This is a genomic window from Rouxiella silvae, assembly GCF_002093625.1.
GTDB lineage: Bacteria > Pseudomonadota > Gammaproteobacteria > Enterobacterales > Enterobacteriaceae > Rouxiella > Rouxiella silvae.
Genome location: NZ_MRWD01000018.1, coordinates 61,510 through 85,706, shown reverse-complemented (window position 1 = coordinate 85,706; position 24,197 = coordinate 61,510). Strand labels below are relative to the sequence as shown.

General features: G+C 51.4%; 26 protein-coding genes. 13 read left to right on the top strand and 13 right to left on the bottom strand.

Annotated features, from left to right (window positions below; translation table 11 throughout):
* Positions 1 to 304: 304 nt before the first annotated feature.
* Positions 305 to 562: a hypothetical protein gene (locus BS639_RS24905; protein ID WP_158086930.1), complete on the top strand. Its 258-nt coding sequence runs from the start codon at positions 305 to 307 to the stop codon at positions 560 to 562.
* A gap of 85 nt (positions 563 to 647) precedes the next feature.
* Here the strand turns inward: BS639_RS24905 and BS639_RS09580 are convergent, their stop codons facing one another.
* Positions 648 to 1,757, bottom strand: coding sequence for an AI-2E family transporter (locus BS639_RS09580; protein WP_055772774.1), 1,110 nt, complete (start codon positions 1,755 to 1,757; stop codon positions 648 to 650).
* 77 nt (positions 1,758 to 1,834) lie between these two features.
* Positions 1,835 to 2,359 (bottom strand): GNAT family N-acetyltransferase, encoded by a 525-nt coding sequence (locus tag BS639_RS09575; RefSeq protein WP_084982964.1) that lies wholly within the window; start codon positions 2,357 to 2,359, stop codon positions 1,835 to 1,837.
* A gap of 168 nt (positions 2,360 to 2,527) precedes the next feature.
* On the opposite strand from BS639_RS09575, the gene BS639_RS09570 reads away from it, so the two are divergent.
* Together BS639_RS09570 and BS639_RS09565 are read left to right on the top strand one after the other, a co-directional pair.
* Positions 2,528 to 3,514 carry a fatty acid desaturase gene (locus BS639_RS09570; RefSeq protein ID WP_233427650.1) on the top strand — a complete coding sequence of 329 codons (987 nt, stop codon included), beginning with the start codon at positions 2,528 to 2,530 and terminating at the stop codon, positions 3,512 to 3,514.
* Entirely contained in the window at positions 3,507 to 4,262 is a 756-nt protein-coding gene (locus BS639_RS09565) for a phosphate/phosphite/phosphonate ABC transporter substrate-binding protein (protein WP_084982962.1), read from the top strand. Before BS639_RS09570 ends, BS639_RS09565 begins: the two co-directional genes overlap by 8 nt.
* Before the next feature lie 49 nt (positions 4,263 to 4,311).
* Here BS639_RS09565 and BS639_RS09560 read toward each other — a convergent pair whose 3' ends face one another.
* The 5 genes from BS639_RS09560 to BS639_RS09540 form a co-directional block, all read right to left on the bottom strand.
* Positions 4,312 to 5,952, bottom strand: coding sequence for an FGGY-family carbohydrate kinase (locus BS639_RS09560; RefSeq protein ID WP_055772783.1), 1,641 nt, complete (start codon positions 5,950 to 5,952; stop codon positions 4,312 to 4,314).
* Between the two features lie 44 nt (positions 5,953 to 5,996).
* Positions 5,997 to 6,950: an ABC transporter permease gene (locus BS639_RS09555; RefSeq protein WP_055772788.1), complete on the bottom strand. Its 954-nt coding sequence runs from the start codon at positions 6,948 to 6,950 to the stop codon at positions 5,997 to 5,999.
* Position 6,951: 1 nt separating this feature from the next.
* Entirely contained in the window at positions 6,952 to 7,938 is a 987-nt protein-coding gene (locus tag BS639_RS09550) for an ABC transporter permease (protein WP_055772792.1), read from the bottom strand.
* The gene (locus BS639_RS09545) at positions 7,931 to 9,472 is read right to left on the bottom strand and encodes a sugar ABC transporter ATP-binding protein (RefSeq protein WP_055772795.1); all 1,542 of its coding nucleotides are present in this window, start codon (positions 9,470 to 9,472) and stop codon (positions 7,931 to 7,933) included. The genes BS639_RS09550 and BS639_RS09545 overlap by 8 nt, the downstream gene beginning before the upstream one ends.
* 132 nt (positions 9,473 to 9,604) lie before the next feature.
* The gene (locus BS639_RS09540) at positions 9,605 to 10,591 is read right to left on the bottom strand and encodes an autoinducer 2 ABC transporter substrate-binding protein (protein WP_055772797.1); all 987 of its coding nucleotides are present in this window, start codon (positions 10,589 to 10,591) and stop codon (positions 9,605 to 9,607) included.
* A gap of 426 nt (positions 10,592 to 11,017) precedes the next feature.
* Here BS639_RS09540 and yghU point away from each other — a divergent pair, with 426 nt between their 5' ends.
* A complete protein-coding gene (yghU, locus tag BS639_RS09535; protein ID WP_084982961.1) occupies positions 11,018 to 11,854 on the top strand; it encodes a glutathione-dependent disulfide-bond oxidoreductase in 837 nt (278 codons plus the stop codon).
* Between the two features lie 32 nt (positions 11,855 to 11,886).
* On the opposite strand, the gene BS639_RS09530 is transcribed toward yghU, so the two are convergent.
* Complete coding sequence (locus tag BS639_RS09530) at positions 11,887 to 12,912, bottom strand: LacI family DNA-binding transcriptional regulator (protein WP_055772803.1); 1,026 nt, start codon at positions 12,910 to 12,912, stop codon at positions 11,887 to 11,889.
* A gap of 214 nt (positions 12,913 to 13,126) precedes the next feature.
* On the opposite strand from BS639_RS09530, the gene BS639_RS09525 reads away from it, so the two are divergent.
* From BS639_RS09525 to BS639_RS09515, 3 genes are all read left to right on the top strand, one after another.
* The gene (locus BS639_RS09525) at positions 13,127 to 13,570 is read left to right on the top strand and encodes a PTS sugar transporter subunit IIA (RefSeq protein WP_055772806.1); all 444 of its coding nucleotides are present in this window, start codon (positions 13,127 to 13,129) and stop codon (positions 13,568 to 13,570) included.
* 13 nt (positions 13,571 to 13,583) lie between these two features.
* Positions 13,584 to 13,850 (top strand): PTS sugar transporter subunit IIB, encoded by a 267-nt coding sequence (locus BS639_RS09520; protein ID WP_055772809.1) that lies wholly within the window; start codon positions 13,584 to 13,586, stop codon positions 13,848 to 13,850.
* Between the two features lie 113 nt (positions 13,851 to 13,963).
* Positions 13,964 to 15,223: a PTS ascorbate transporter subunit IIC gene (locus BS639_RS09515; RefSeq protein WP_055772813.1), complete on the top strand. Its 1,260-nt coding sequence runs from the start codon at positions 13,964 to 13,966 to the stop codon at positions 15,221 to 15,223.
* 28 nt (positions 15,224 to 15,251) lie between these two features.
* On the opposite strand, the gene BS639_RS09510 is transcribed toward BS639_RS09515, so the two are convergent.
* Complete coding sequence (locus BS639_RS09510) at positions 15,252 to 16,181, bottom strand: LysR family transcriptional regulator (RefSeq protein WP_055772816.1); 930 nt, start codon at positions 16,179 to 16,181, stop codon at positions 15,252 to 15,254.
* A 125-nt stretch (positions 16,182 to 16,306) separates the two neighbouring features.
* Between BS639_RS09510 and BS639_RS09505 the strand changes: the two genes are divergently transcribed.
* The 4 genes from BS639_RS09505 (at position 16,307) to BS639_RS09490 (ending at position 20,142) form a co-directional block, all read left to right on the top strand.
* Entirely contained in the window at positions 16,307 to 17,446 is a 1,140-nt protein-coding gene (locus tag BS639_RS09505; protein ID WP_084982960.1) for a M20 family metallopeptidase, read from the top strand.
* 391 nt (positions 17,447 to 17,837) lie between these two features.
* Positions 17,838 to 18,521: a nucleoside recognition domain-containing protein gene (locus BS639_RS09500; RefSeq protein ID WP_084982959.1), complete on the top strand. Its 684-nt coding sequence runs from the start codon at positions 17,838 to 17,840 to the stop codon at positions 18,519 to 18,521.
* Positions 18,514 to 18,981: a YjiG family protein gene (locus BS639_RS09495; protein WP_055772825.1), complete on the top strand. Its 468-nt coding sequence runs from the start codon at positions 18,514 to 18,516 to the stop codon at positions 18,979 to 18,981. The genes BS639_RS09500 and BS639_RS09495 overlap by 8 nt, the downstream gene beginning before the upstream one ends.
* A 57-nt stretch (positions 18,982 to 19,038) precedes the next feature.
* Positions 19,039 to 20,142 (top strand): amidohydrolase, encoded by a 1,104-nt coding sequence (locus BS639_RS09490; protein WP_084982958.1) that lies wholly within the window; start codon positions 19,039 to 19,041, stop codon positions 20,140 to 20,142.
* Positions 20,143 to 20,157: 15 nt separating this feature from the next.
* Here the strand turns inward: BS639_RS09490 and BS639_RS09485 are convergent, their stop codons facing one another.
* Complete coding sequence (locus tag BS639_RS09485) at positions 20,158 to 20,631, bottom strand: Lrp/AsnC family transcriptional regulator (RefSeq protein WP_055772831.1); 474 nt, start codon at positions 20,629 to 20,631, stop codon at positions 20,158 to 20,160.
* A 155-nt stretch (positions 20,632 to 20,786) separates the two neighbouring features.
* On the opposite strand from BS639_RS09485, the gene BS639_RS09480 reads away from it, so the two are divergent.
* Entirely contained in the window at positions 20,787 to 21,191 is a 405-nt protein-coding gene (locus tag BS639_RS09480) for a DUF2000 domain-containing protein (RefSeq protein WP_055772834.1), read from the top strand.
* 54 nt (positions 21,192 to 21,245) lie between these two features.
* Here BS639_RS09480 and BS639_RS09475 read toward each other — a convergent pair whose 3' ends face one another.
* Complete coding sequence (locus BS639_RS09475) at positions 21,246 to 21,800, bottom strand: GNAT family N-acetyltransferase (protein ID WP_084982957.1); 555 nt, start codon at positions 21,798 to 21,800, stop codon at positions 21,246 to 21,248.
* A gap of 145 nt (positions 21,801 to 21,945) precedes the next feature.
* Here BS639_RS09475 and BS639_RS09470 point away from each other — a divergent pair, with 145 nt between their 5' ends.
* A complete protein-coding gene (locus tag BS639_RS09470) occupies positions 21,946 to 22,767 on the top strand; it encodes a CPBP family intramembrane glutamic endopeptidase (protein WP_055772840.1) in 822 nt (273 codons plus the stop codon).
* Here the strand turns inward: BS639_RS09470 and BS639_RS09465 are convergent.
* Both BS639_RS09465 and BS639_RS09460 read right to left on the bottom strand, forming a co-directional pair.
* Positions 22,755 to 23,306: a M15 family metallopeptidase gene (locus tag BS639_RS09465; RefSeq protein ID WP_084982956.1), complete on the bottom strand. Its 552-nt coding sequence runs from the start codon at positions 23,304 to 23,306 to the stop codon at positions 22,755 to 22,757. The two genes, BS639_RS09470 and BS639_RS09465, sit on opposite strands and share 13 nt — an antisense overlap.
* A gap of 6 nt (positions 23,307 to 23,312) precedes the next feature.
* Positions 23,313 to 24,125, bottom strand: coding sequence for a gamma-glutamyl-gamma-aminobutyrate hydrolase family protein (locus BS639_RS09460; protein WP_084982955.1), 813 nt, complete (start codon positions 24,123 to 24,125; stop codon positions 23,313 to 23,315).
* Between the last annotated feature and the right edge of the window lie 72 nt (positions 24,126 to 24,197).

Below are 24,197 nucleotides of genomic sequence, written 5' to 3'. Positions count from 1 at the left end.
GTTTTGTCCATCGAATAACATCGTTGCGCTGCAATAAAAAGCCATTCAACCTAGCAGGAAAAGTCTACATTATTTATAAATATAGATTTTTTTATCACGAGCTTCAGCAACATGAATTGTCGCAATAAACTAAACCCGTTAAGGATCAGTTTCCACTGTTCTTTTTATTAAATGTGAGCTAAACGTGGTAACCATAGGCAGTCGCGCAAAAAACCGCCTTCGTCCCAAGAGGCTGCATGGATAAAGGAGAGGGCGCTATAATATTTTTATAACAGATTTAATGAAAGTCACTCTTCGAGGCGTTATGAAAAGAATATTGAGCATCATCCTGCTGTCATCTCTGCTGGGATTATCGCTAGGGTCTTATGCGAGCCAACCTTCGCAGCCCGCCCAGCCAAGGCAGCCGGGACAGCCGCCGCAGCCCCAGCAGCCGCCCCAACCGATTCAACCCACGCAGCCGACACAACCTACGCAGCCGGGACAACCGATAGACCCGACTCAGCCGCAACAGCCAAACTGTGCGCCGGGAAATCCGTCGAAATTACCGACCTGCCCACGATAAGGCCATTGCCCTTACCTCCGTGCAGCAAATAAAAAGGCCCTGATATTTTTCAATACCAGGGCCTCAATCTCTAACGACTCAATGCTCAGCCCTCAGGCGGTGCTTTACCGTCTTCGATAAACTCTTCATTAATCTCTTCAATATTGCCCTGATTATCGCGGCCGGAAAGGATGTTCCAGCAGGCAATAAACAGTGCGGCAATCAATGGGCCAATCACGAAGCCATTAATGCCGTAAACTTCCATACCGCCCAGCGTGGCGATAAGAATCAGGTAATCAGGCATCTTGGTGTCTTTACCCACCAGCAGTGGACGTAGAATATTATCTACCAGTCCGATAACCACCACGAAGAATACGACAATGAAAATACCCTGCCACAGCATGCTGGAGGCAAAGAAGAAGATAGCGGCCGGTACCCAGATAATCGCCGAGCCCACGGCGGGGATAAGTGACAGAAAGGCCATCAGCGCGCCCCACAGCAGAACGCCATCGATACCGGTTATCCAGAACGCCAGTCCACCCAGTGCACCCTGAACCAGTGCCACCACCACAGTGCCTTTAACTGTCGCGCGGGATACGGCGGCGAATTTAAGGAACAGATGATGTTTAACGTGTTTAGACAGTGGCAGTGCTTCGAGGATCAGGTTCACCAGATACGCCCCGTCTTTAAGCAGGAAGAACAGCAAATACAGCATGATGCCGAAGCCTACAACAAAGCTGAACGTGCCTTTACCGATGAGGAACACGCTGCCTGCCAGATACTGACTGCCTTTTAGCGCAAATCCTGAGAGCTTCTCTTGAATACCCGAGGCGCTGTCAAGATTGTATTCGGCCAATGAATGCTGCGCCCACACCGGCAGATGCTGAATAACATCGGCAATAATGGTCGGCAACTGCGTATTGTTATGCTGCAGTTTGGTATAAACCACGTTGAATTCAATCGCCAGCGACGAGGCAATAATAGCCAGCGGCGTGAACACGATCAGGCAGATAACCAGCAACGTCAGTAAAGACGCAATACCGTTCTTGTCACCCAGAGAGTGCCTGATTTTGGTTTTCATTGGATGGAAGATAATCGCCAGAATAGCCGCCCACAGCACGGACGAATAGTACGGCTGAAGTACGTCCATAAATGCCATGGTGACAATGAAAAGTATCAGGATAAAAAATCCCTTCGATAACCCATTTACGCGCATTTGTTTCCCCTGAAACTTTATTTTTGTTCACGAACTATAGAGTGAAGTTACGGCTTTGCAACTTTGCGGGCTAAGATTCAGCATTTCCTTAAATTATAGATAAGATCATCGTGATATTCGCCGTTGATAAAAAACCCGTCTTTGATGACTTCACTCAGACTGAACCCGTTATTTTCCAGTAGTTTGCTGGAGCCTGAGTTGCCCGCCAATACGGCGGCTCGCAGTGAGGTAATAATAGTGTTGCTGAATGCAAAATTTATCACTGCCTTGAGTGCTTCGCTGGCGTAGCCTTTTCTCTGGGCCTGTTGAATCAGTGTATAGCCGACTTCAACCTCTGAAACCTCTCCCTCTACGGGCTTAAAGCCGATATTGCCGAGCGGCATCGACGTTAAACGGTCTCTGATGATGAAATCGAGGGCGTGCACAGAGCCAGGCTGCCAATCGTGTAATCGACTCTCAAACCGCGTTCGGTCGTCTTCGTCAGAGCCAATATCGGCGATGTATTTCATCAGTTGTGGGTTTTTGCGCATCTGCAGAAAGAACGGCCAGTCACTTTCGCAGAGCCTGGTAAGTGTTAAGCGGGGGGTGAGTAGCTGGATCATAAGTCCCTTTATAATGATTCTATTGATCCTTAATACACTACGGCATCGCTTTCATACAGGCCACCGCAATATCTATTTGTGGCATAAGCAATGCGTTTTAAGTTTGTTGTTATTACTGCACAAAAACTGCATTTTTCCCTCTTTAACGCCAGGCAGGTAACGCCCAGAGTGAGTGGTAAAAAGAGCGCCCATTATTTGCATCCGCAGCAAAGAGATTACATCCGTCATTTATCCCAATCCTGGCTTTGGCGCAGTGAACTTCCTACCTGGACACTGGTGGTGGTTATTTATACGGGCTGGTTTGCGACGCTCGCCCATTGGCAAACGCTGGGGCTTATTCCCGCTACCCTGCTACTGATTTGGTTTACCACTTGGTATATGTCTTTGCAGCATGAGTTAATTCACGGCCATCCCACCCGTTCGCCGTTATTTAATCAGATGTTGGGGTTAATGCCGCTGGCCGTCTGGTATCCCTATGGTTTGTACCGCGATTCGCATTTACAGCATCATCGCGATCAGCATTTGACGTTTCCTGATGAAGATCCCGAAACCTATTATTTCTCTCCGGCGCGCTGGCGCAGATTTTCACCGTTACAGCGTCGGATTATTAGTATCCGCAATACTTTCCCAGGAAGAGTTGTGCTCGGACCGGCTATCGATATTGTGCAAACGTTCGCCAGTATGCTGAAAGCCTTTCGCCGCGTTGACCTCAAGGCAATGACGATGTGGTTGATTCACGGCGTGCTGCTGGTGGCGGTATTTGCGTGGATGCACCACGTGGGATTTTCTATTCTCTATTTCCTGTTGGCGGTGAGTTATCCGGCGTTGAGCCTGACCAAGATTCGCTCTTTTCTGGAGCACAAAGCCGCAGATGACCCGCAGGCGAGATCGGCTATTAACGAAGCGTCCTTGTTTTGGCGATTACTTTTTCTTAATCTGAATTATCACTCGGTACATCACAATCTTCCGGGCGTGCCGTGGTACGGGTTGCGTAAAATCTACATGCAGTATCGTGACGGCTATCTTCAGCTCAATCAGGGATTTCTGGTGGGAGGATACCGAGAATGGCTGCGGAGATTTTTATTCCGTTCTGTAGACGTTAAGGCGCATCCGGGCCAAACCTCTCTCAGCAAGGAAGCCGATAATCATGAATAACGCTATTTCACTGCCGATGTATGCCGTAAACCCGCCCGACGTAGAGGCGCTGTGGTCAGCGCTGCGCAAAATTTTGCTCGAGCAGGGCACGATATTACAAAATCGAGAGCTGCATTGGCCTGACAATTTGCTTGAGCACTGGCTTCAGCCGCAGCTGTTGCTCAGCCAAACCTGTGGTTATCCGCTGGTGACTCGCCTCCCAGACGTACAGCCGGTGGGGTGTTTTCACTATGCTGCTCCAGGCTGTGAGGGGATAAGCTACCGCAGTTTTTTAGTGGCACGCCAAAAAGAGTTAGGCGCACATCTGGCCGATTTCAGGCAGCGCACCGCAGTGTGTAATAGTGATGATTCTCAGTCGGGCTATAATGCCCTGCGTAAAATGGTTGAGCCGCTGAGTAAAGAGGGCTGCTTTTTCCGTGAGGTTATTTTTAGCGGCAGTCATCGGCAGTCGTTGCTGGCGTTACAGCAGAAAGAGGCCGATATTGCCGCCATTGACTGTGTCACCTTTGCGCTGTTGAAAAAACATCAGCCGCAGACGTTGACGCAGTTGAAAATAATCGGGGAAACGCCGTTAACCCCCGGTTTGCCGCTGATTACCGGACCCCAAACGTCCGCCAGTCAGTTGGCGGCGTTGAGAAGCGCGCTGCACCAATTAGTCTCCAGTCCTCAGTATCAGCAGGTGTGCCGCGCAAATCTGATCGCAGGATTCAGTGACGTTAGCCGTCAGCAGTACGACGTCATCCTGTAAAAAAAAGAGAGGCGGCCCTAAAAGAGCCGCCACCACAAGATTGCCTTCGCTAGATATCTTCCCCCTTCATCAGACGTCGATACTTCATGTGGTCGTCATAAAGCGCGTGAAACACCTTATATTTTCGGTCGTAATACTCTTTTATCTTATTGGTTTGCGGCGTCACCGTCTTGCCGATGCGGCTCATGGCGGCCATTGCCTCCGGCAGTGACTCATAAACACCTGCGGCCACGGTGCCCATCATTGCGCTGCCGAGCAGCATGGCTTCGCTCTCTTCCGGCAGCAGCATGGCGCAGCCGGTGGCATTGGAATGTTCTTGTACAAACACCGGATTTTTGGTGCCGCCGCCGCTGGCCATCATGGTGTCAATGGCATAACCGCTCTGGTTCATGGTCTCAATAATATGCCGCGTGCCCAGCGCCAACGCCTGAATAGTGGCTAAATAGTGCAGCGCCATGTCCTCCGGCGTGCGCGACAGTTTTAGCCCGGTCAGGGTACCGGTTAATGTTGGGTTAGCGCGAGGCGAACGGTTGCCGTGGAAGTAGGGCAGCATGTGAATATCTTTGGTCAGAAAAGCAATATTCTCAGGTTCACCGGCCATTTCACGCAGCAGCGTATTAAGGGTTTCATAAATCGTTTTGCCGCGATCTTTGCTCTGTTGCAGCAGGCTGGCATAGCATGGATGTGATTGAATGACATGGTCTATCAGCGCACCCGTGGTCGATTGACCGCCTTCGTTGAGCCAGTAATCGGGGAGCAGCGCGGAAAAGTACGGACCCCATATGCCGCCGATATAGCGAGCGGATCGCGACATTGCCATGTGCGCCGTTGAGGTGCCGCCGATGAGTGCAATGCGATGGTCAAAATCGGCGGTCTCGCCCGATGCGCCGGAGGCCCCAAGAATGCCGAGGCTACCCGCGTGGGCATCGATAATCGAGACGCTGACCGCCGTACCCGGCATCAGGCCCAGCTCACGTGCGGCGCGCGGCGTTAAACCGTGCCCCAGCGGCTGACCCATGGTTTTCACTTCGCTACCAATTTTTGCCGCGTTGTTCTCCAGCAAATCCTCCAGTCCGATCTGCTTGAAATAGCTGGTGTCCCAACGGTCTTCGTGACCGACATAGGTCCATTTACAGACGGTCGAACACAGCGAGCGGGCGGTGTCCTGTGTGGCGCGCCAAGTCAGGAAGTCTGGTAAATCAAACAGATGCCCAACGTTGTTCCAGGTTGTTGGCATGTGCTGCTTGAGCCACAGCAGCTTCGGCGTCTGCATCTCAGGTGAAATAATACCGCCGACGAATTCCAGCACGCGATGCCCGGTGGCGTTAATTCTTTCGGCCTGAGTGATGGCGCGGTGATCCATCCAGACAATGATATTTTGCTCGCTGCGGCCCGAAGGACTCACCGTTAACGGTTTGCCCTCTTTGTCGAGCACGACCAGCGAACAGGTTGCATCAAAGCCCATGCCTTTAACCTGAATCGGGTTGATATCGGCCTGATTCATCGCATCTTTAACCGCGTTGCACACCGCGGCCCAAATTTCGTCAGAGGATTGTTCAACAAAATCGGCTTTCGGACGATATAAGGTGATGTCGCGGCTGGCCTGACTGACCATATGTCCTTTTAAATCAAACACGCCTGCGCGAGCACTGCCTGTTCCTACATCCACGCCAATAAAATAACTCGCCATGTTTTGGTCCTTATCTCTTTGTAATCAATGTCTTTTAAAGTCGATTATGATTTACGATTTTGTAATGCAATAAACAGGATGAGTACGCCGCCCCACAGTGCCATAGTCAGATAGCTGCTGACGCCCATCAGGTTCAGGCCGCTTTCCAGCATCTGCAACACTACCAGCGCCAGTACGAGGCCAATCACTCGCCCAAAGCCGCCGTCGGGATTAATTCCTCCCAACACCGAGGCTAAAATAGTCACCAGAAGGTACGAGTCGCCGTAACCGGCTTTAGCCGAGTTAAATTGTGACATCATTAGCAACGCTGCCGCCCAGCCAAACAGCGCCGACAGGACATATACCACCAGCGTCACGCGGTGGGTGCTGATACCGCTGAAGCGCGTTGCCTGCTCGTTGGAACCCATCAAATACAGGCTGCGGCCTAGCGTGGTGTGCTCGAGCACTATCCACAGTAAAAAAGCCACCAGCAAAAACAGCACCAGCGCGATAGGAATACCCAACAGACTGCCGCTGCTCAGATACTGAATGGCCGCCGGAAAACCGGAGATAACGGTTCCGTTGGTCAGCAGAATATTCAGACCAGCAATCAGGGTCATGGTGCCCAGCGAGGCGAGGATCGGTGAAACGCCGATATAGGCAATCAGCGAGCCGTTAAGTAGGCCAATCACCACCGCCACCGCTAGCCCGGCAAGCATCGCCAGCGCAAAAAACAGCGGCTCATTAGGATGCGCGACCAAAATCGCCGCCATCACCAGCGAGCAGGCGTTGGCTCCGGCAATCACCGACAGATTGATACCGCCAGTTAACATGGTGATGCCCATTCCCAGCGCCAGCATGCCTAAAATTGGCAGCTGTGAAGAAATAGACTGAAAATTGCCAAGACTAAAGAAACGCCCGCCCAGAGTGAAAGAGAACAGCAGGGCGACGGCGACGATAATCAACAGCTGCAAACGGATGATTCTGTCACTGGGGATAAAACGGGTTAATGTGCTCATGTTAAATGCCCTTCGCCAGTTTGCGTTTTTCATTCCACGCGGTGCTGCTGATGCTGATCAGAATGATCGCGCCGCTGAATACTTGGTGCCAGTAGGAGGAGATAGAGAGCAGCGTCAGGCCGTTCTGCAAGAAGGCCAGCAGCATTACGCCCAGAATCGTGCCGGTTAAGGAACCCCGTCCGCCGGTCATGCTGGTTCCGCCCAGTACCACCGCCGCCAGCACCGTCAGTTCAAAGCCAAGCAGTGAGTTAGGCGCAACGGACTGGGTGATTTGCGCCTGAACGACCGCCGCAATGCCCGCCAGCAGCCCCATAAAGCCATAGACATAAAAATGCAGGCGTAATATGTTCAGGCCCAGACGTGAAGCGGCGTCGCGGTTGCTGCCCATCGCGTAGATTTGTCGTCCAATACGGGTGCGGTTCATCAGCACGCCGGTGGCGATAATCACGCCGAGCAGGCTAAGCAGCGGCAGCGTCAGGCCATAGTCGTATCCGTCGGCACCCTTAAACGAGAACCAGTTAATGCCGTTCATAAACCAGTCGGGGAAGCCATAAAGCCAGGTACCGTTGGTGAAATAAACCAGCAGTCCGTAGTACAGATTCAGCGTGGCGATGGTGATGATAATCGCCGGCACCCGCAGCCAGTAGACCAAAAAGCCGTTGACCAGCCCGAGCAGTAACCCGACGCCCATGGCCATGGCAAAAGCGACCGGGAAACTGCCGCCGTGATGAATGATATAGCTCGCCATCACGTATTGGCCTATTGAGGTCATTGCTGGGAACGAAATATCAATACCGCCGGCGATCAGCACGACGAACAGCCCGCAGGCTAAAATGCCGAGAATGGCGTAGCTGGTGGCGACGTCGGTCAAGTTACCCAGTGACAAAAACTCTTTGGTGCTGAGGCTCAGGCCAATGGCCAGCAGCAATACCAGCACGCCCAGCCAGAACTCATGTTGAGACAGGGCCTTACGCAAATAATTACGCATTGATCACCTCTGCAATCTGCGCTTCGCTGCACTGATGCGGCGAGAATTCAGCAACCAGTTCACCTTTGCGCATCACCAGCACGCGGTGGCTGTTGTAATAGGCTTCGGGAATTTCGTCGCAAATCATTAACACCGCCATGCCAGACTCGGCGAGGTCACGGGCAATGCGATAAATACCTTCTTTATTCGCAATATCAACGCCCACGGTCGGCGAATCGAGGATGAGAATATGCGGCTCGGTAGCCACCCATTTGGCGATAGCAATGCGCTGGGCATTACCGCCTGACAGGGTTTTGACCGGCAGCGCGCTGTCGGAGACTTTGATATTCAGGTCACGGATCAGGTCTTTCACCACCGATTTAGCCTTGCGATGGTTCATCAGGCCGCTGGGTTTTTGCAGTTTGTTAAAGATGGAAACCAGCGTGTTGTCATAAATCGACTGATCCATGATAAGCCCCTGCGTCAGCCGGTCCTCTGAAACGTAGGCGATGCCGTTGCGAATAGCGTCACGGTTGCTGCGAAAACTTACCGCTTTACCATTAATGCGGATCTCGCCGCTGTCCGGTTTGGTCATGCCAAACAGGCTCAGGCACAACTCGGTGCGCCCAGAGCCCAGCAGGCCGATTATCGACGTAATCTCCCCCTGACGCAGCGACAGTGAAATATCCTGATACTGACCGGCGCGAGACAGGTGGCTGACTTCCAACAGCGGCGTGACCTCGGCGGGAGCGCGCTGCGGCAGATGGCTGTAGCTAAAACGTTGCCCTGTCATCAAAAAAGCCAGTTCATTGCTGTCGAGTTCGCTGGCCGGATAGGTGCCCACCAGTTTGCCGTCGCGCATGACGCTAATACGGTCGGCGACTTCCATCACTTCATCAAGGCGGTGACTGACAAAAACTACGCAAATATTGGCAGCCTTCAGTTCGTTCACCACCCGCAGCAGGCCGTTGACTTCGGTACGGGTCAGCGAGGCGGTAGGTTCATCCATAATCACCAGGCTGGCATCGGCGGCGATAGCGCGACAGATTGCCACGAGTTGACGATCGGCAATCGACAGTTTTTCGACTTTGCGATCGGGGTCGAGAGCCACGCCGACGCGTTTCATCGCCGCCAGCGCTTTTTGCCGCATCGCGTCTTTATGCACCCAAAAATCACCGCCAGGGAGGTAGCGATGAATAGCAATATTTTCGGCGACCGACAAATTAGGGAATAATGACAAGTCCTGATAAATAACCTGAATTCCGTAATAAGAGGAGAGCTGCGGCGTCAGTGAATTAAATAACTTACCGTCCAGCATAATAGCCGCGCCTTTTTCTGGCTGGTAAACGCCGGAAATAACTTTAATGATGGTACTTTTGCCGCAACCATTTTGACCGGCCAGGCAGTGAACCTCACCCTTATTTAAGGTCAGTGTGACATTATCCAGCGCTAATACACCCGGGAATTTTTTACTGATATGTTCGAGGCTGATTAATGCCTCGGACGGGGAAGTGGAATGACTCACGTTGGAATCAAGCGTCGCAGAACTGTTCATCGACATTTTCCTTACCACATCTGGTGATATATCGGTGCGGGTTACGCACCGATATATTAAAGTAACCTAATTAAATTGATTTATTAAAATCCATTTAAAACTATCTCAAACTACGGCGAGTCTATTTTTATTTTAGAAACCTAAGGTTTTCGCGTTATCGGCTGAAACTTCAAGGATGCGATTAAAACGAATCACGCCCGTATCCATATCCACGTCAGCTTTGCCCAGTCCGTCAATGGTCAAGTCTTTGGTCACAGGTTTACCCTGCAACATTTGGTCTGCCAGGCTCACCAGTGCAAAACCGGCGTCTTTCGGATCCCACAGCAGCACTTTTTTGATGTCGCCGCGAGCCAGGTATGGCGCGGCCTGCGCAGGCATGGCAATGCCCACTACGGCGACTTTATCTTTGGCACGTTTCTGCTGGATTGCCTGACCGGCACCGATTGGGCCCAGTGAACCAAAACCAATGATACCTTTCAGGTCCGGATGCGCCTTCATTAAATCAAGCGTGGTGGAGTAAGACTTATCGATGCTCTCGGCCACCGGCAGGCGTGAGGTCACTTCATGCATATCAGGATATTTTTCTTTTTGATATTTAATGGCGGTATCCGCCCAGGCGTTATGTAATGGCACGGTCAGTGAGCCAACATAAATAGCATAACCACCTTTGCCGCCCATTGCGGTTGCCAAGGCGTCCATATTGGCTTGCGCATATTTCTGGCTGTCGATAGTTTCGATATCCCATTGACCAATTCGCTGGTCAGGAGATTCATTGGTTAATACGACGATACCGGCATCACGGGCCTTTTTAAGAACCGGCTCTAATACTTTGGCATCGTTGGGGACCACAATAATGGCGTCGACTTTTTTAGCGATCAAGTCTTCGATAACTTTTACCTGCTGAGCAGGATCCGGCGTTGATGCACCCACTTCATAGGCATTAACGTTTAATTTGGTGGCGGCTTCTTTCACACCGACTTCCATGCGGGTGAACCACGGAATGCCGGTGACTTTAGCGACCACGGCAATATCGTAAGGTTTGGCGGCAAAGCTTGGCGTTGAGATCAACATGCATGCAGAAATTACACATGCATTGATTAATGCGAGGTTAAATTTCATGGCTGTACCTTTGTTATGTGTAGGGTGGTTATTTTTTCCACACCACGAGATTATCAAAGGTCTCAACGTCTCATTGTTTAAAAGTTAATGAAATGTGATGAATATCCGTGATTGTTAATTTATGTGATTTATTTTGTTAAATTTAGGTTAAATTAAACTGAAAGTGGTCTCCAATCATTCATCAGGCCCTGCGGTAATTGTTAAATAATCAGTTATATTGATCATTGTGTTAACATTTGGTTAACATTCATGCGTTCGTCATGGGCATTTTTCACTGCACCGTGACCCCGTTTTTAAAATGAATGTGTAAAGTGTGAGAATTATCACGCGTCGGTCAACAGCACAGGGTGAGTATCCGCCGCAACCGGCCTGGTCTACACTGATTTCAGGCAAGAACTTCATACTATTAAATACAGAGGAAGTGTCATGAGTTATCAACCACCTAAGGTCTGGACGCTAGACAATGAACTCGGCGGCCCGTGGGGCAAGCTTAATCGCCCTGTTGCAGGCGCAACGCATGAAAAAACGCTGCCCGTAGGCAAACACCCGATTCAGCTTTATTCATTGGGGACGCCAAACGGTCAGAAGGTCACGATTCTGCTGGAAGAGCTGCTGGCGTTGGGCGTGAGCGGTGCGGAGTATGATGCATATTTAATTAAAATTAGCGAAGGCGACCAGTTCTCATCCGGTTTTGTAGACGTTAACCCTAACTCCAAGATCCCGGCGCTGCTCGATAACTCCGGATCTTCACCGATCCGCGTATTTGAATCCGGAGCGATCCTGCTGTATCTGGCCGAAAAATTTGGCCATTTCCTGCCTAAAGATCTCGCGGCGCGTACCGAAGCGCTGAACTGGCTGTTTTGGTTGCAGGGCGCAGCGCCGTACGTCGGCGGCGGTTTTGGACATTTCTATCACTACGCACCGGTTAAAATCGAGTACGCCATTAACCGCTTTACCATGGAAGCTAAGCGCCAGCTCGACCTGCTCGATCAGCAGTTGGCGAAGCATCGCTTTATTGCCGGTGATGAGTACAGCATCGCAGATATCGCTATCTGGCCTTGGTATGGCGCATTGGTAAAGGGGTTGTTGTATGAGGCCGCCGAATTTATTGACGCCAAGTCTTACACCAACCTGCTGCGCTGGACCGATGAAATTGAAGCCCGTCCGGCGGTGGCGCGTGGGCGCATCGTTAACCGCACTTGGGGGGACAAGCAACTTCCTGAGCGCCATGATGCGTCGGATTTCACAGCACTGGGCCTGTAAGTTAGATTAGTCACACCTTACCCGCACCGTGGTCAGTGAACCGCGGTGCTGGCGCGTAACATCACCTGCGTAGGCAGCGTCACACTCTCTTCAATCTCATCGCCATTGACTGCCGCCAGAATCAGCTTACCTGTTTGGGTGCCCATTTGCTTGTATGGGATAGCGACGGTAGTCAGCGCCGGTGAGCACAGCTGCGCTATATCGCTGTCACCCAGGCCGGTGACGGCCAACTGGGCCGGAACCGAGATACCTTTCTTATGGCAGGCAGCAATCGCCCCCATTGCCAGCTCGTCTGACGTACAGATAAGCAAGTCCAGCTCGGGCCAGTTAAGCAATATTTCAGGCAGCAGACTCTGTCCGAGTTGCGCATTAGGGGGCTGTGTCGAGCTGACCACCCGATGCGGCGACTTGTTTAGCGAAAGCATGGCGGAGTGCCATCCGCTGAGAATTTGCTGCACGATATGGTGTTCATGTGCGGCACAGAGCAGGGCAATATTTTGGTATCCCTTCAGCGCCAGCGCATTGATCAGCTGCTTGATGGCCAGCCCGTAGTTGGAACCGATGTTAATCCCTAAAGGATCGATGATAGTGCCACCGACCTGAACCACGGGTATGGTCGACTTGAGCAGCAGATTATTGCTCTCTTCGGTGCTGTCAAAATGGTACATCACCATCGCCGCCGGGTTGTATGACAGCATCATTTCAATCAATTTTGACTCGTCGGCCGCGGTGTAATGGTCTTCGGCCAAAATAACGTTATAACCCTTCGGCTTGAGTACGCGGTGCAGTGCCTGCGAAAACGGGGCGCAGCCGGGCGTGCTCATTGAAGGCACCACCATGGTCACCAGGCGAGAGGTTGACGACGCAAGATTGCTAGCCGCCAGATTGGGCACGTAGCCGAGTTCGCTGATCGCGGCTTCAATTTTTTCTCTGACTTGGGGCGAAACTTTTTCTGGCTCTCGGAGCACGCGGGAAACGGTCATGGTACTGACGCCGGTCATTTTCGCGACATCAGCCAGAGTACTCTTACCTGAGTTTCGCCGTTGTTTTACCTTCATTTATTCCTCTGTCGTTCGTTGCGCAATCGCGGCCTGCGTGCCTTTCCCTTTTTACGCCTATGGCCAATTATAGTCGATAGGCTAAATAATTGTTAGCGTTAACATCGTGTTATCATTTTACGTGTTAGCGCTAACAGCTTTTGCGATTCTCATCACAGAAAATAGACGGATGCTTCACATATACTCCTGAAAACATTATTTGACTGAGGTTCTCATGCTCGCTAAATGGCTTACACCGGAAAGAATAAACATCGTCGATCGCGTCGAGGGCTGGCGCGACGCCGTGAGTATTTCTGCGGCACCGTTACTGCAGGCGGGGGCGATTACCCCAGACTACGTTAACGCCATTTTTGCTTCCCATGAAAAGCTCGGACCTTATTACGTGATTGCGCCAGGGTTGGCGATGCCGCATGCACGACCAGAAGAGGGCGTGGTGACACCGGGGCTTTCTCTGCTCTATGTCAAAGAGGGCGTGCACTTTGAGTCTGAAGAAAACGATCCGGTTTATGTGATTGTTATGCTTTGTGCCATCAACGGCGACGAGCATCTGGAAATGATTTCACATCTGGCCGAGTTGTTTAGTGACGAAGACGACTTCCAGGCATTAATTAAAGCCGATACCTACCCGGCGCTAAATGCACTTATCCAAAAATACTAATTTAAGGTGTGATATGAAAAAGATCCTGATTGTTTGCGGTAACGGTTTAGGCAGTAGCTTTATCGTTGAAATGAACGTTAAAAAAATCATTAAAGAACTGGGCAAAGAGGCCGAAGTCAGCCATACCGACTTAAGCTCCGCCAAGTCAGAAGCGGCTGATATCTATATTGGTTCTAACGAAATTATCGCCAGCCTGGACGACGGTAAGCGTACAGTATTTGGTTTAAATAACCTGCTGGATAACGCCAAAATAAAAGAAATTCTGACCAATAATCTATAACACCTAGCCTATAACGATAAGCCCCAAACCTTTCAGGCTGCCACAGGGCGGCCAGTTTCCCTCTGCGCTTGAAAGGCAAAAGGGACAATACTACCGATTATTTGGAGTCATTTATGCTCACGTTTATTATTAATGATGTACTAGGGACGCCTGCAATACTCGTTGGCCTGTTTTCATTAATTGGCCTCTTGCTACAGAAAAAGTCTTTCTCAGATACTATTTCAGGCACCCTGAAAACTATCATGGGTTTCCTGATTTTAATCGCTGGTGCGGGCGTTATTGCCACGACGTTAACCAGCTTCAGTGAGTTATTTGTTCACTCTTTTAATATTCAGGGCATCGTGCCAAATAACGATGTAGTATCGGCGATTGCACAAAAGAACTTTGGTACTTCAACGGCAATGATCATGATATTGGGCATGCTGTTCAATATTCTGTTTGCCCGCATTACGCCGCTGAAATATATCTTCCTGACCGGTCACCATACGCTTTATATGGCAGCTATGTTGGCAGTTATTCTGACCACTGGGGGGATGAGCGGATTCCCGTTGATACTCACAGGCGCCCTGATCCTCGGCGCACTGATGGTGATATCACCGGCTATGTTGCAGCCATTTACCCGTAAAATTACCGGTAGTGACGACTTCGCGCTGGGCCATTTTGGTTCAACCGGTTACTTCTGCGCGGCGCTGGTGGGTAAACTGATTGGTAAAGGCAGCCGTTCGACCGAAGAGTTTAAGGTGCCTAAACACCTGAAGTTCTTGCATGATTCTTCAATCGCTATCGCGCTGACCATGACCATACTGTTTATTGTGCTGGTACTGATTGCGGGTAAAGAGTTCACCGAAACCCAGGTCAGCGGCGGTCAGAACTACATTATCTTCGCCATTATTCAGGCCATTACTTTTGCTGCCGGTGTTTACATTATTTTAGCCGGTGTGCGCATGGTTATTGCCGAAATCGTCCCTGCCTTTAAAGGTATCGCCGATAAAGTGGTAAAAGACGCCAAACCTGCGCTGGATTGCCCAACCGTGTTCCCGTTTGCCCCTAACGCGGTGATTATCGGTTTCCTGAGCAGCTTCTGCGCCGGTCTTATCTGCATGTTCTTCTTCCCGATGTTGGGACTGAGCATCATCGTACCGGGACTGGTTCCGCACTTCTTCTGTGGCGCAACCGCAGGCGTTTACGGTAACGCAACCGGCGGACGTCGCGGCGCGATTGTTGGTGCCTTCGTCAACGGATTGATCATCTCCTTCCTGCCGGCAATCTTGCTGTCAGTGTTGGGCGGGCTGTCTAACTCCACTACCTTTGGTGATGCGGACTTCGGCGTCGTCGGGATCATCCTCGGCAAACTGATGAGTGCATTCCACTAAACGTTCCTTTCTTTATATAAGAGAAAGATTACGCAGGGGGAGCTTCACGCTCCCCCTTTTGCTGGAAAAAATTCAACAATAGTTGCCAAAGGTGATGTGCCGCCGGCGTAAATCTTCGGTCGGAGTTGCGTAAAAGATGGCACTGCGCCTCGGTCGCAATGGGATGATCGATAGGCACGGCGACCAGAATATTGTGCTCAATTCGCTCGCCCGCCGCCTGTGCGGTCATAAACGAAATCCCCATCCCTGAAATACTCAAACTCATGGCGGTCGAAAACAGGTTACAGCGGTATGCTGGGGTAAACAGGTAGCCCTTGCTTTGGAACATGGCGTTCATGTGGCGCTGCAAGCCAAATGTTTCGCTCAGCGAAATCAGGCGATGCTTATTCAACTCTTCAATAGTGACCTTCTTTAAATGGGCAATCGGATGCTGCGGATTGACGACTGCGCAAATCGGCCCCCAGGGAAAGCTGTGGCGCTTTAATTCCGGATTACCAATCGGCCCAAAAGCCAGCGCCATATCGGCCTCTCCCTGAACGATGGCCGCCAGTGTGTTCTGCATATTGCCCGCCACAATTTCGACAAACACGTGGGGATAAGAGGCGGCAAACTTTTTCAGCACGTGTTCCACAAAGGTATCAACCAACCCTGCACCCACGCGAATGACGATTGCGCCGCTTTTCATATAGCGCAAATCTTTCAAATGGCGCTCGAGCCGGGTTCGCCGTTCGCGGCTTTCAAAGAAATCATCGGCCAGTAGCTTACCGGCTTCGGTTAGCACCACGCTGCGGCCTTTACGCTCAAGCAGTGGCAGTTGCAGGCTACGTTCAAGCAGGGCGATTTGTCGGCTAATCACCGACGCATTAATGCCTAAAATATCCGCCGCACGGCGGATCCCGCCCTGAATACCGACTTCGTAAAGATAGCTGATTTGTTTTTCGTGAAACAGTTGGCTCATTTCTGTGACTCGTGACTGTTGCTTATAGGTCAACAATATACTCATTGACGCTACATTTATATGGAGTGCCAGGTTAGTGATAATCAAATTTACCTTTAAACCGATACACCCTGTCTGGACCCCTTATGACAACCGCCTATGAATATCTGCAGCAGCATGCGCCGCTTATTCTCAGTGACATTAAAAGTTTGGTGCAGGCGCAGTCGCCTTCGTTGAATAAAGAAGCAACTGACCTCTGTGGAGAAGTTCTGCAAAGTCTGGTGCGCGAACGTCTGGGCGTGGAGGCGCAGGTTTGTCACCAGCCAACACTGGGCAACCATTTGCTGTTTTGCATCGGTGACGGCCCGCAGGTCACGAGTATTCTCGGGCACTTTGATACGGTGTGGGAGATTGACGAAATTCCGTTGCGCGAAGAAGACGGCAAGCTTTACGGCCCCGGCGTGTTGGATATGAAAGCCGGTCTGGTTCAGTCCATCTGGGCGGTGCGCGCATTAATGCACACCGGCAGCTTAGCACAGCACAGTATTCGTATTATTTGCCCGTCCGATGAAGAGCTCGGAAGCCCCAGTTCACGCCAATGGATTGAGCAGCAGGCCCACGGTTCTTTGCGCGTTTTAGTGGCCGAACCGGCCGTCGCACACAGCAATGAGGCCAAGATTGCGCGCAAAGGATCGGGTCGTTTTGAAGTCCGCATCACCGGTCGCGCGGCTCATGCAGGCAATAATCCCGAAGAAGGCATTAGCGCCGTGCAGGAGATGGCGCACCAGATACTTTATCTCTATGCCTTAAACGCGCCCGAGGTCGGTACTACGGTTAACGTAGGGGTGGCAAAGGGCGGGAGTAAAATAAACGTAGTGGCGGACGAGGCAACGCTAGGCGTTGATCTGCGTGTGACAAATAGCGACGAAGCGGTGCGGGTAGAGGCGGCGATTAGAGCCTGCAGGCCGCAGCTTGCGGGCGCAAAAGTGGTTGTCACCGGAGGTATGTCGCGTCCACCGATGGAGCAAACGCCGCAAAATTTGGCACTGTTTAAACAGGCGCAGAAGGCGGTAAAACGTCTGGGCATTCATCTCGAAGGAAAAGCCGTGGGCGGCGGCAGCGACGGTAATTTTACCTCTGCGCTGGGCATCGCCACGCTTGACGGGTTGGGGGCGACCGGATTGGGAATTCATGCGCGCCACGAGCACATTATTATTGCAGATATTGCACTCCGGGCGGCACTGATGGCTGAAATCATTCTGGGTGACGCGGGAAGCTCTACATGATTCAACGCTAACCTTAATCTGCACACCAAATTAGGGTTCTATTTTGGTGCAATACAATCCAAAACGGTGCAATGAGTGGGTTGAGTGAGCAGGTTATTAAGTCGGTTAATGATTACCATCCTTATTTAATTAAGGGTGGTTTTTGTGCTTATATTAATTTTGCTAATTAGTGATTATTTTATAATTTATTTGCCTTAAAGTTGAGGGTGTTTATTGGGTGAAATTATTTTGCTTGCTTCAGAATGTTGGCACGGATCCTGCCTTATTTTACATGAGTAAAAAAATAATAAGTGCGTGACGTAATAATCATCGTCAGAAGATTGTTAGCCGTTGAGTTAATTAAGCACTGACGAGAACTGGATTCGAATTAACACCAAAGAAGGTAAGCTAAATGAGTGATACACAAATATCTGAAGATAAACCGGCGGTAGAGGCCGAAGAGTGGAAAGTCGGGAAAGGCGCTTATATTGCCCTGGTTGCCGTGATCCTGATGTTCTCCGGTGCTTTTTTAAAAGTAGGCGGTATGCCGTGGCTGGGTGCGTTTGACTTTACCACGCTGGGTGGCGCTTTTGGCACCATGAAAAACTCCGGAACCGACACCTTTATCGGCTCCGGTGGGCTTAGCGCCAAAGCAGGATTTCTGTTCGCGCTGTCTCTGGTGCCCACGGTAATGCTGGCCCTGGGCCTGCTGGAAATATTTACCCACTATGGGGCGATCCGCGCCGCACACAAGCTGCTGACGCCGCTGTTAAAACCTATATTGGGTATTCCGGGTCACACCGGTCTGGCATTAATTACCGACCTGCAAAGCACAGATGCGGGTGCGGCGTTGAGTAAAGAGCTTTTCGACAGTAAACGTATTACCCGTAAAGACGTGGTTATTATGGGCGCCTGGCAGTATTCGGGCGCGGGGTTAATTAATAACTACTTTACCATTGGCTCCGCGATGTTCGCGTCGTTAACTATTCCGGTGATTGTTCCGCTGTTGCTAATGTTTGTAATGAAGTTTGTTGGCGCGGTATTTGTGCGCTTCGTACTGAGTACTGTTTATAAAAGAGATTTCGATAATGAGTAATGTAGCCAAAGTTTCAAATAATCCGTTCGATATTTTTGTTATTGGTGCGCGTAAAGGTTTCAATATCGCCATTAACAACCTGATGCCCAATGTCATCATGGCCTACGTTATTACCGAAATTCTCAACCTGCTGGGCGTAATGAATTTCGTGGGTCATCTTTTTGCACCTTTAATGGGCCTGCTGGGATTACCGGGTGAAGCGGTTACCGTTCTGCTGACTGCGTGGTTGTCGTCTTCTGCCGGAACCGGTGTGGCGATTAGCCTGTTAACCAAGGGCACATTAGACCCTGCGCAGCTAACCATTCTGGCACCGGCCATTTTCCTGATGGGCGCGCAGCTGCAGTATATGGGACGTCTGTTGGGCGTGGCCGATGTGCCAAAGAAGTACTGGCCGCTGCTGATGCTGACTAGCGTGCTCAACTCAATTATTGCCATGATTGTTATGCGAATTGTTTCCTGATAACTCGACTACGACCTCTGATATGCATTACCGAATATTTTAACGGGAGACTATTTCGTGTCTAAAACGCTGCAACACTATCAACATTTACATCAAATTCCCGAATTGGGATTTGTAGAATTTAAAACCTCGGCCTACATCGCTGATAGCCTAGAGGCGGCCGGATTTAAGGTCACACGCGGTGTTAACGGCACAACGGGTATCGTCGCTGAACTTGACAGTGGCACGCCGGGACCCGTGATGGCGCTGCGTGCCGACATGGACGCACTCGGCCACATCATTGACGGCAGGCTGGAGGCACGCCACACCTGCGGCCACGACGGTCACTCATCGGTGGTGCTGGCCACCGCGCAGGAAGTCATTAAAGAAGGCATCGTCAAGAAAGGGCGTCTTAAAATTCTGTTTCAACCGGCGGAAGAGCTCGGCACTGGCGCATTGGCTATGGTCGAGGGCGGCGCGCTGGACGATGTAGATATGTTGCTGGGTTTTCACGTTCGCCCGCAGGAAGAGTGTCCGATGGGCATGGCCGTGCCCGCGATGCTGTATTCTGCCTGCGCCACCGTAGAAGCGACGATAAAAGGTGTGCCTGCGCACGCCGCGCGCCCGCATCTTGGCATTAATGCCCTCGACGCGGCCGTTGTGGCGGTGCAGGCGGTAAACACCATTCATCTTGCACCGAATCTGACCTGGAGTGTGAAAGCGACGCGGTTCCTGTGCGATGCTGGCGTCACCAATTCTGTGCCTGATGAGGCGAAAGTGTGCTGGGATTTGCGCTCACAGTACAACGAGTCGATGGAGGAGCTTAAAGCCAAGGTGCTGAAAGCCATTGAGCACAGCGTGGCAGCGCTTGGCGCCACCGCTGAAATCAGCGTGATGAAAGAGATGCCTGCGGCGATCGTCAGTGATGACGTTACGGCAATCATCGCCGAGTCTATCGTTGAGGTGCTGGGTGTCGAAGGACTGACCGAGCCAAAATTTACCCCAGGCAGTGAAGATTTCTTCCATTACCCACGCCAGCGTACTGAAGTTAAAACCGGATTCTGGGGATTAGGCGCCAATCTGACGCCGGGGCTGCATCATCCTGACATGCGTTTTGACCTTGAGGCGCTGGAAATTGGCGTGCGGGTGTTTAAAGGCTGCGTGAAGAAGGTATTAGGCTGATCACTGCGTTGGCCTTTAGATGCCCACAGGTAGCGGGGTGAGTGGTTTCACCTCGCGCAATACCAGCGTCGTGTGCATCTCTTTAATCCCCGGCAGGCGACGGAGGGTCGACATAGCGAAGGTGGAGAAAGTGTCGAGATCTTCGGCCACGACTTGCAGCAGAAAATCGGCGTCGCCTGCCACGGCGTAGCAGGCAATCACCGGCTCGAGTGCCGCAACCTGCCGCTCAAAATGCTGTGCTTCCTCCTCGCTGTGGCTGTCTATCTTCACCCGAATAAACGCCAAGATCCCCAGCCCCAGTTTGCGGCGGTCCAGCACGGCCTGATATCCGGCAATCACGCCGCTTTCTTCGAGCTGTTTCACTCGTCGCCAGCACGGCGAGGTGGCCATGCCTACTTTATCGGCCAATTCTTGATTGGTTATTCTCCCCGCCTGCTGCAGATGCTTGAGGATCTTGATATCTGCCAGGCTAAAAAGTCGAGTTGGCATAGATTTCCTTATCTGATTAAAAATCCGGTAGGATTTTCCAAATTTAGCGCGTTTCACCGGTTAAAAGGAAGCACTTTCCTGAGCAATATCGTTATGATTTTTTTACCAGAACTGAAGCATCAACGGTAATTAAGGAAAGTATTTTGACAGAGACAATGCGTATTGCAGTGATTGTAAATCCCACGCTTCCTTTGGGGCTGCTGGCTAATACCAGCAGTGCGGTGGCGATAGGTTTAGCGGCCAAGTTCCCGGCGCTGGCGGGGAGCAGGCTTAGCGATGCCAGCGGCAAGACTATTGACGTGAGTTCAAAACTGCCGGTTCCCATCCTGCAGGCCACGGCTGAACAAATTAGCACGCTCCTGCACAAAGCCATGCAGGCAGGAGGTGAGGTAGCGATTGTGCCATTTCCTGCCTTTGCCCGCGCGATGCACAGCTTTGATGAGTATGCGCAGCATTTTCCTGAAAGAAATTTGGCCGAGGAAACCCTCGACGGTTTGGGGTTGGCAGGACCGGAGAAATGGATTAAGTCACTGACCGGCTCGCTTAAACTATTACGCTGAGTCTTATTTATTATTCCCTTTATGAATCAAGGTTAACCACCGCACTGCCATCGACTAAGGAAGGTGGGCAGGATTAATGAGCGAGACCAGCACGTGATCCTGCCATTGACCGGCTATTTTTAAATAGGATTTTGCGTAGCCTTCTTTTTCGAATCCCTGGCGCTGGAGAACGCTGGCGCTTTTTTCGTTATTCGGGATATAACCCGCCATGATCCGATGCAGGCCAACGTCCTCAAAGATAAATTTAATGGCACGGTTAAGCGCCTGCGTCATCACGCCGCGACCCTGCTGGTTCTCTGCTAACGAATAGCCTAAATGACAGGCCTGAAACACGCCGCGCACTACGCCGGTAAAACTGACCACCCCCAGCATCTCGCCGCTGATATGGCTCATGATCCCAAACTGATAGCTGCTGCCGAGCGCCGCTTCGGCCTGGCTGTTGACGAGCCGCTGATGCACCTGAGCGCGAGAATAGAAGTTTTCCGGCCTTAGCGGTTCCCAAGGAGCCAAGTGGTTATGATTGACGGCAAAATAGTTCTGCACCTGCGGCGCGTCTTCTGGGGTTAATATTTTTAGGTAAAGGTTATCAATAGAGAGTTCCAGTTCCATTGTTCGTTTCTCGCCTTGTTGAATTTTTTAAATGTTTATCAATACTTTATTGTTATTTCGATTGTCGTAATGTACAAGTTTGAGCGTGAAATATCACCTATAATGAGCGCCGCAGAATAGCTGCTACAGATAAGGAGAGACTCAAATGTGGTGGATACTAGCCGGCTCATTGGCTGTCTTGCCCGTGCAGCGCACACTGGCGTTACTGTTGGGCGTTATCAGTGTGGGATGGGCATGCGCAGCAGGCGTTGTCGATCTTCGAGGTTTGATTATCCTCGGTATTATTGTACTGATTGCGCGAGTAAGAATGCATGCGCAGGGACGTTCGCGTGCATTAACGCTAGGCGCAGAAGCTTTGCTGCTTGCCGCCGGGCTGGCTTTATTTGGGCATCTTATCCCCGGATTCTTTAATCCCAAAATACTCGACGCCGTGAAAACGGGGCCACACAGTGCGCCATTTACCCTGTATTTTAATTTTGACAAGGCGCTGCTGCCATTTGTGTTGCTGGCAGCGTTGCCGAGCCTGCTGTTTGTAAAAAGCAGATTCAGCCCCCGAATCTGGCAGTGGCTGCTGTTAGCGGCGAGCATCCCCCTTTTACTGCTGGTGGCAGTGATGCTCGGTGGCCTGCGCATTGAGCCGCATTTCCCCGATTGGCTAGGCAGTTTTATGCTGGCAAATCTGTTTTTTGTTTCGTTTGCTGAAGAGGCACTGTTTCGGGGCTATCTACAGCAGCGCGTGGCGGGATGGTTGGGAGACGTTCCGGCGCTGCTGATTGTTGCGCTGGTCTTCGGTCTTGCCCACCTCGCCGGTGGCACGTTACTGGTGATCTTCGCCGCGTTATCTGGTCTTATTTATGGGCTGGCCTGGATGTGGAGCGGCAGACTGTGGGTCTCAACCCTATTTCACTTTGGGCTTAACCTCTGCCATTTATTGCTGTTCACTTATCCGTTTTATCAGTCTCGCTGAGACGCCGGATGCCAGCACCAGTGCCAGGGTTCGTCAATAAATCCCCACGGGTTGTTAAGGGGGAATGACATCACAAAGCCGAATTCGCCCGCATGTTGTTGCAGCCATTCAAAGGCAGGTGTTTCGCCAAATACGCCGCTGACCTCATCACATCCTGGGGTATTGATGTCAATGGCGCAGCCGGTGTGGTGTTCGCTGCAGCCGGGAGGGGCGAGATAGCTGAAAAATTCGGCGGGAGCAATACCCAACTGCTGTTTCTTGCGGATAAGGTCCATTTGATAGTCAACGCTGCGCCATGCCGATACCAGATTAAGGTCAATGCCTACAGCCTTGGCAGATTCACGCAGTTTCCACCAGGCTGCTGCCGCCTCTGGCGTTAAAAGAAAGGCTTTGCCTTCGGCATTGGTCTCGGCGGTGACGAGAGAAGCGCTATCAACCTCAGGGAAGAACGGCAGAGTGCGGTGAGCAATCACTTCGCTGTCAATGCCCAGTTTATCGAGCCAGTGCTTAATTTGTTTTGCGTTTTCAACGGCAAACATCGGCTGTTATTTCCCGTGAGAAAGGTTCATGGCTTTGGCCATCGCTTTGCCCGAAGAGCGACGCGCATTTTTGTAGTCATCGGCAGCTTCTACAAAAGCTTTCAGCAGTTGGCGGTCTTGCTCATTCTGCAAATACTCCGGATGCCACTGCACGCCGAGGCAGAAATAATAGTCATCGCACTCAATGCCTTCAATTACCCCGTCTGGAGACACCGCATTAACGCGGCAGCCTGATCCCAGCGTTTTCACGGCCTGATGATGCGAACTGTTCACCTCATATGTGCGAGCGCTGACTAACTTGCTAAGTCGCGTATTCTCAAGGATTTCAACCGGATGACGGGCGCGTTTCTTGCCGCCCGCATTTTCGGTGTCTGCCGTGGTGCTGTGCTCTAAAGCGTCGGGTAACGCATCGGGGATGTGCTGAATAAGCGTTCCACCGGTCAGTACGGCCAGCAGTTGCTCGCCGCCACAAATCCCCAGCAGCGGCATGTCGCGGAGCATGGCCCCTTTAACAATCGCGCTTTCAAACAGTGTACGCGCCGGTTTTAATCGAACCTGGTCACTGCTTTGCTGCTCATTAAAAAGTTCCGGCGGCACGTCGAACGCACCGCCTGTCACGATGATTCCATCACACAGGGCCAAAAATTCATCGGCCAGCTCGCCGTGGTGGGGCAGCGCGAGCGGAACGGCACCCAGCTCCGCCAGGCTGGCCATGTAGTTTTGACGCAGTGCATACCACGGATAATCGGCATAACCACCGGCTTCTTCGCTGTCTAACGTCACACCTATAACCGGCCTGGAATGAGGAGTAATGCTCATGCTTATTCACCTGCGATATCACACGGTAATGACGCGAGGCACGTCAATTCAGTGCGGGAAAATTTCAATACC

Excerpts from the sequence above, each read along its gene's own strand:
- BS639_RS09565 (WP_084982962.1), top strand. The coding sequence starts at position 3,507 with ATGAATAACGCTATTTCACTGCCGATGTATGCCGTAAACCCGCCCGAC.
- BS639_RS09530 (WP_055772803.1), bottom strand. The coding sequence starts at position 12,912 with ATGAAGGTAAAACAACGGCGAAACTCAGGTAAGAGTACTCTGGCTGAT.
- BS639_RS09560 (WP_055772783.1), bottom strand. The coding sequence starts at position 5,952 with ATGGCGAGTTATTTTATTGGCGTGGATGTAGGAACAGGCAGTGCTCGC.
- BS639_RS09510 (WP_055772816.1), bottom strand. The coding sequence starts at position 16,181 with ATGAGCCAACTGTTTCACGAAAAACAAATCAGCTATCTTTACGAAGTC.
- BS639_RS09475 (WP_084982957.1), bottom strand. The coding sequence starts at position 21,800 with ATGGAACTGGAACTCTCTATTGATAACCTTTACCTAAAAATATTAACC.
- BS639_RS09525 (WP_055772806.1), top strand. The coding sequence starts at position 13,127 with ATGCTCGCTAAATGGCTTACACCGGAAAGAATAAACATCGTCGATCGC.
- BS639_RS09520 (WP_055772809.1), top strand. The coding sequence starts at position 13,584 with ATGAAAAAGATCCTGATTGTTTGCGGTAACGGTTTAGGCAGTAGCTTT.
- BS639_RS09460 (WP_084982955.1), bottom strand. The coding sequence starts at position 24,125 with ATGAGCATTACTCCTCATTCCAGGCCGGTTATAGGTGTGACGTTAGAC.
- BS639_RS09500 (WP_084982959.1), top strand. The coding sequence starts at position 17,838 with ATGAGTGATACACAAATATCTGAAGATAAACCGGCGGTAGAGGCCGAA.
- BS639_RS09480 (WP_055772834.1), top strand. The coding sequence starts at position 20,787 with ATGCGTATTGCAGTGATTGTAAATCCCACGCTTCCTTTGGGGCTGCTG.
- BS639_RS09555 (WP_055772788.1), bottom strand. The coding sequence starts at position 6,950 with ATGAGCACATTAACCCGTTTTATCCCCAGTGACAGAATCATCCGTTTG.
- BS639_RS09470 (WP_055772840.1), top strand. The coding sequence starts at position 21,946 with ATGTGGTGGATACTAGCCGGCTCATTGGCTGTCTTGCCCGTGCAGCGC.
- BS639_RS09545 (WP_055772795.1), bottom strand. The coding sequence starts at position 9,472 with ATGAACAGTTCTGCGACGCTTGATTCCAACGTGAGTCATTCCACTTCC.
- BS639_RS09580 (WP_055772774.1), bottom strand. The coding sequence starts at position 1,757 with ATGCGCGTAAATGGGTTATCGAAGGGATTTTTTATCCTGATACTTTTC.
- BS639_RS24905 (WP_158086930.1), top strand. The coding sequence starts at position 305 with ATGAAAAGAATATTGAGCATCATCCTGCTGTCATCTCTGCTGGGATTA.
- BS639_RS09515 (WP_055772813.1), top strand. The coding sequence starts at position 13,964 with ATGCTCACGTTTATTATTAATGATGTACTAGGGACGCCTGCAATACTC.
- BS639_RS09575 (WP_084982964.1), bottom strand. The coding sequence starts at position 2,359 with ATGATCCAGCTACTCACCCCCCGCTTAACACTTACCAGGCTCTGCGAA.
- BS639_RS09495 (WP_055772825.1), top strand. The coding sequence starts at position 18,514 with ATGAGTAATGTAGCCAAAGTTTCAAATAATCCGTTCGATATTTTTGTT.
- BS639_RS09550 (WP_055772792.1), bottom strand. The coding sequence starts at position 7,938 with ATGCGTAATTATTTGCGTAAGGCCCTGTCTCAACATGAGTTCTGGCTG.
- BS639_RS09485 (WP_055772831.1), bottom strand. The coding sequence starts at position 20,631 with ATGCCAACTCGACTTTTTAGCCTGGCAGATATCAAGATCCTCAAGCAT.
- yghU (WP_084982961.1), top strand. The coding sequence starts at position 11,018 with ATGAGTTATCAACCACCTAAGGTCTGGACGCTAGACAATGAACTCGGC.
- BS639_RS09540 (WP_055772797.1), bottom strand. The coding sequence starts at position 10,591 with ATGAAATTTAACCTCGCATTAATCAATGCATGTGTAATTTCTGCATGC.
- BS639_RS09465 (WP_084982956.1), bottom strand. The coding sequence starts at position 23,306 with ATGTTTGCCGTTGAAAACGCAAAACAAATTAAGCACTGGCTCGATAAA.
- BS639_RS09505 (WP_084982960.1), top strand. The coding sequence starts at position 16,307 with ATGACAACCGCCTATGAATATCTGCAGCAGCATGCGCCGCTTATTCTC.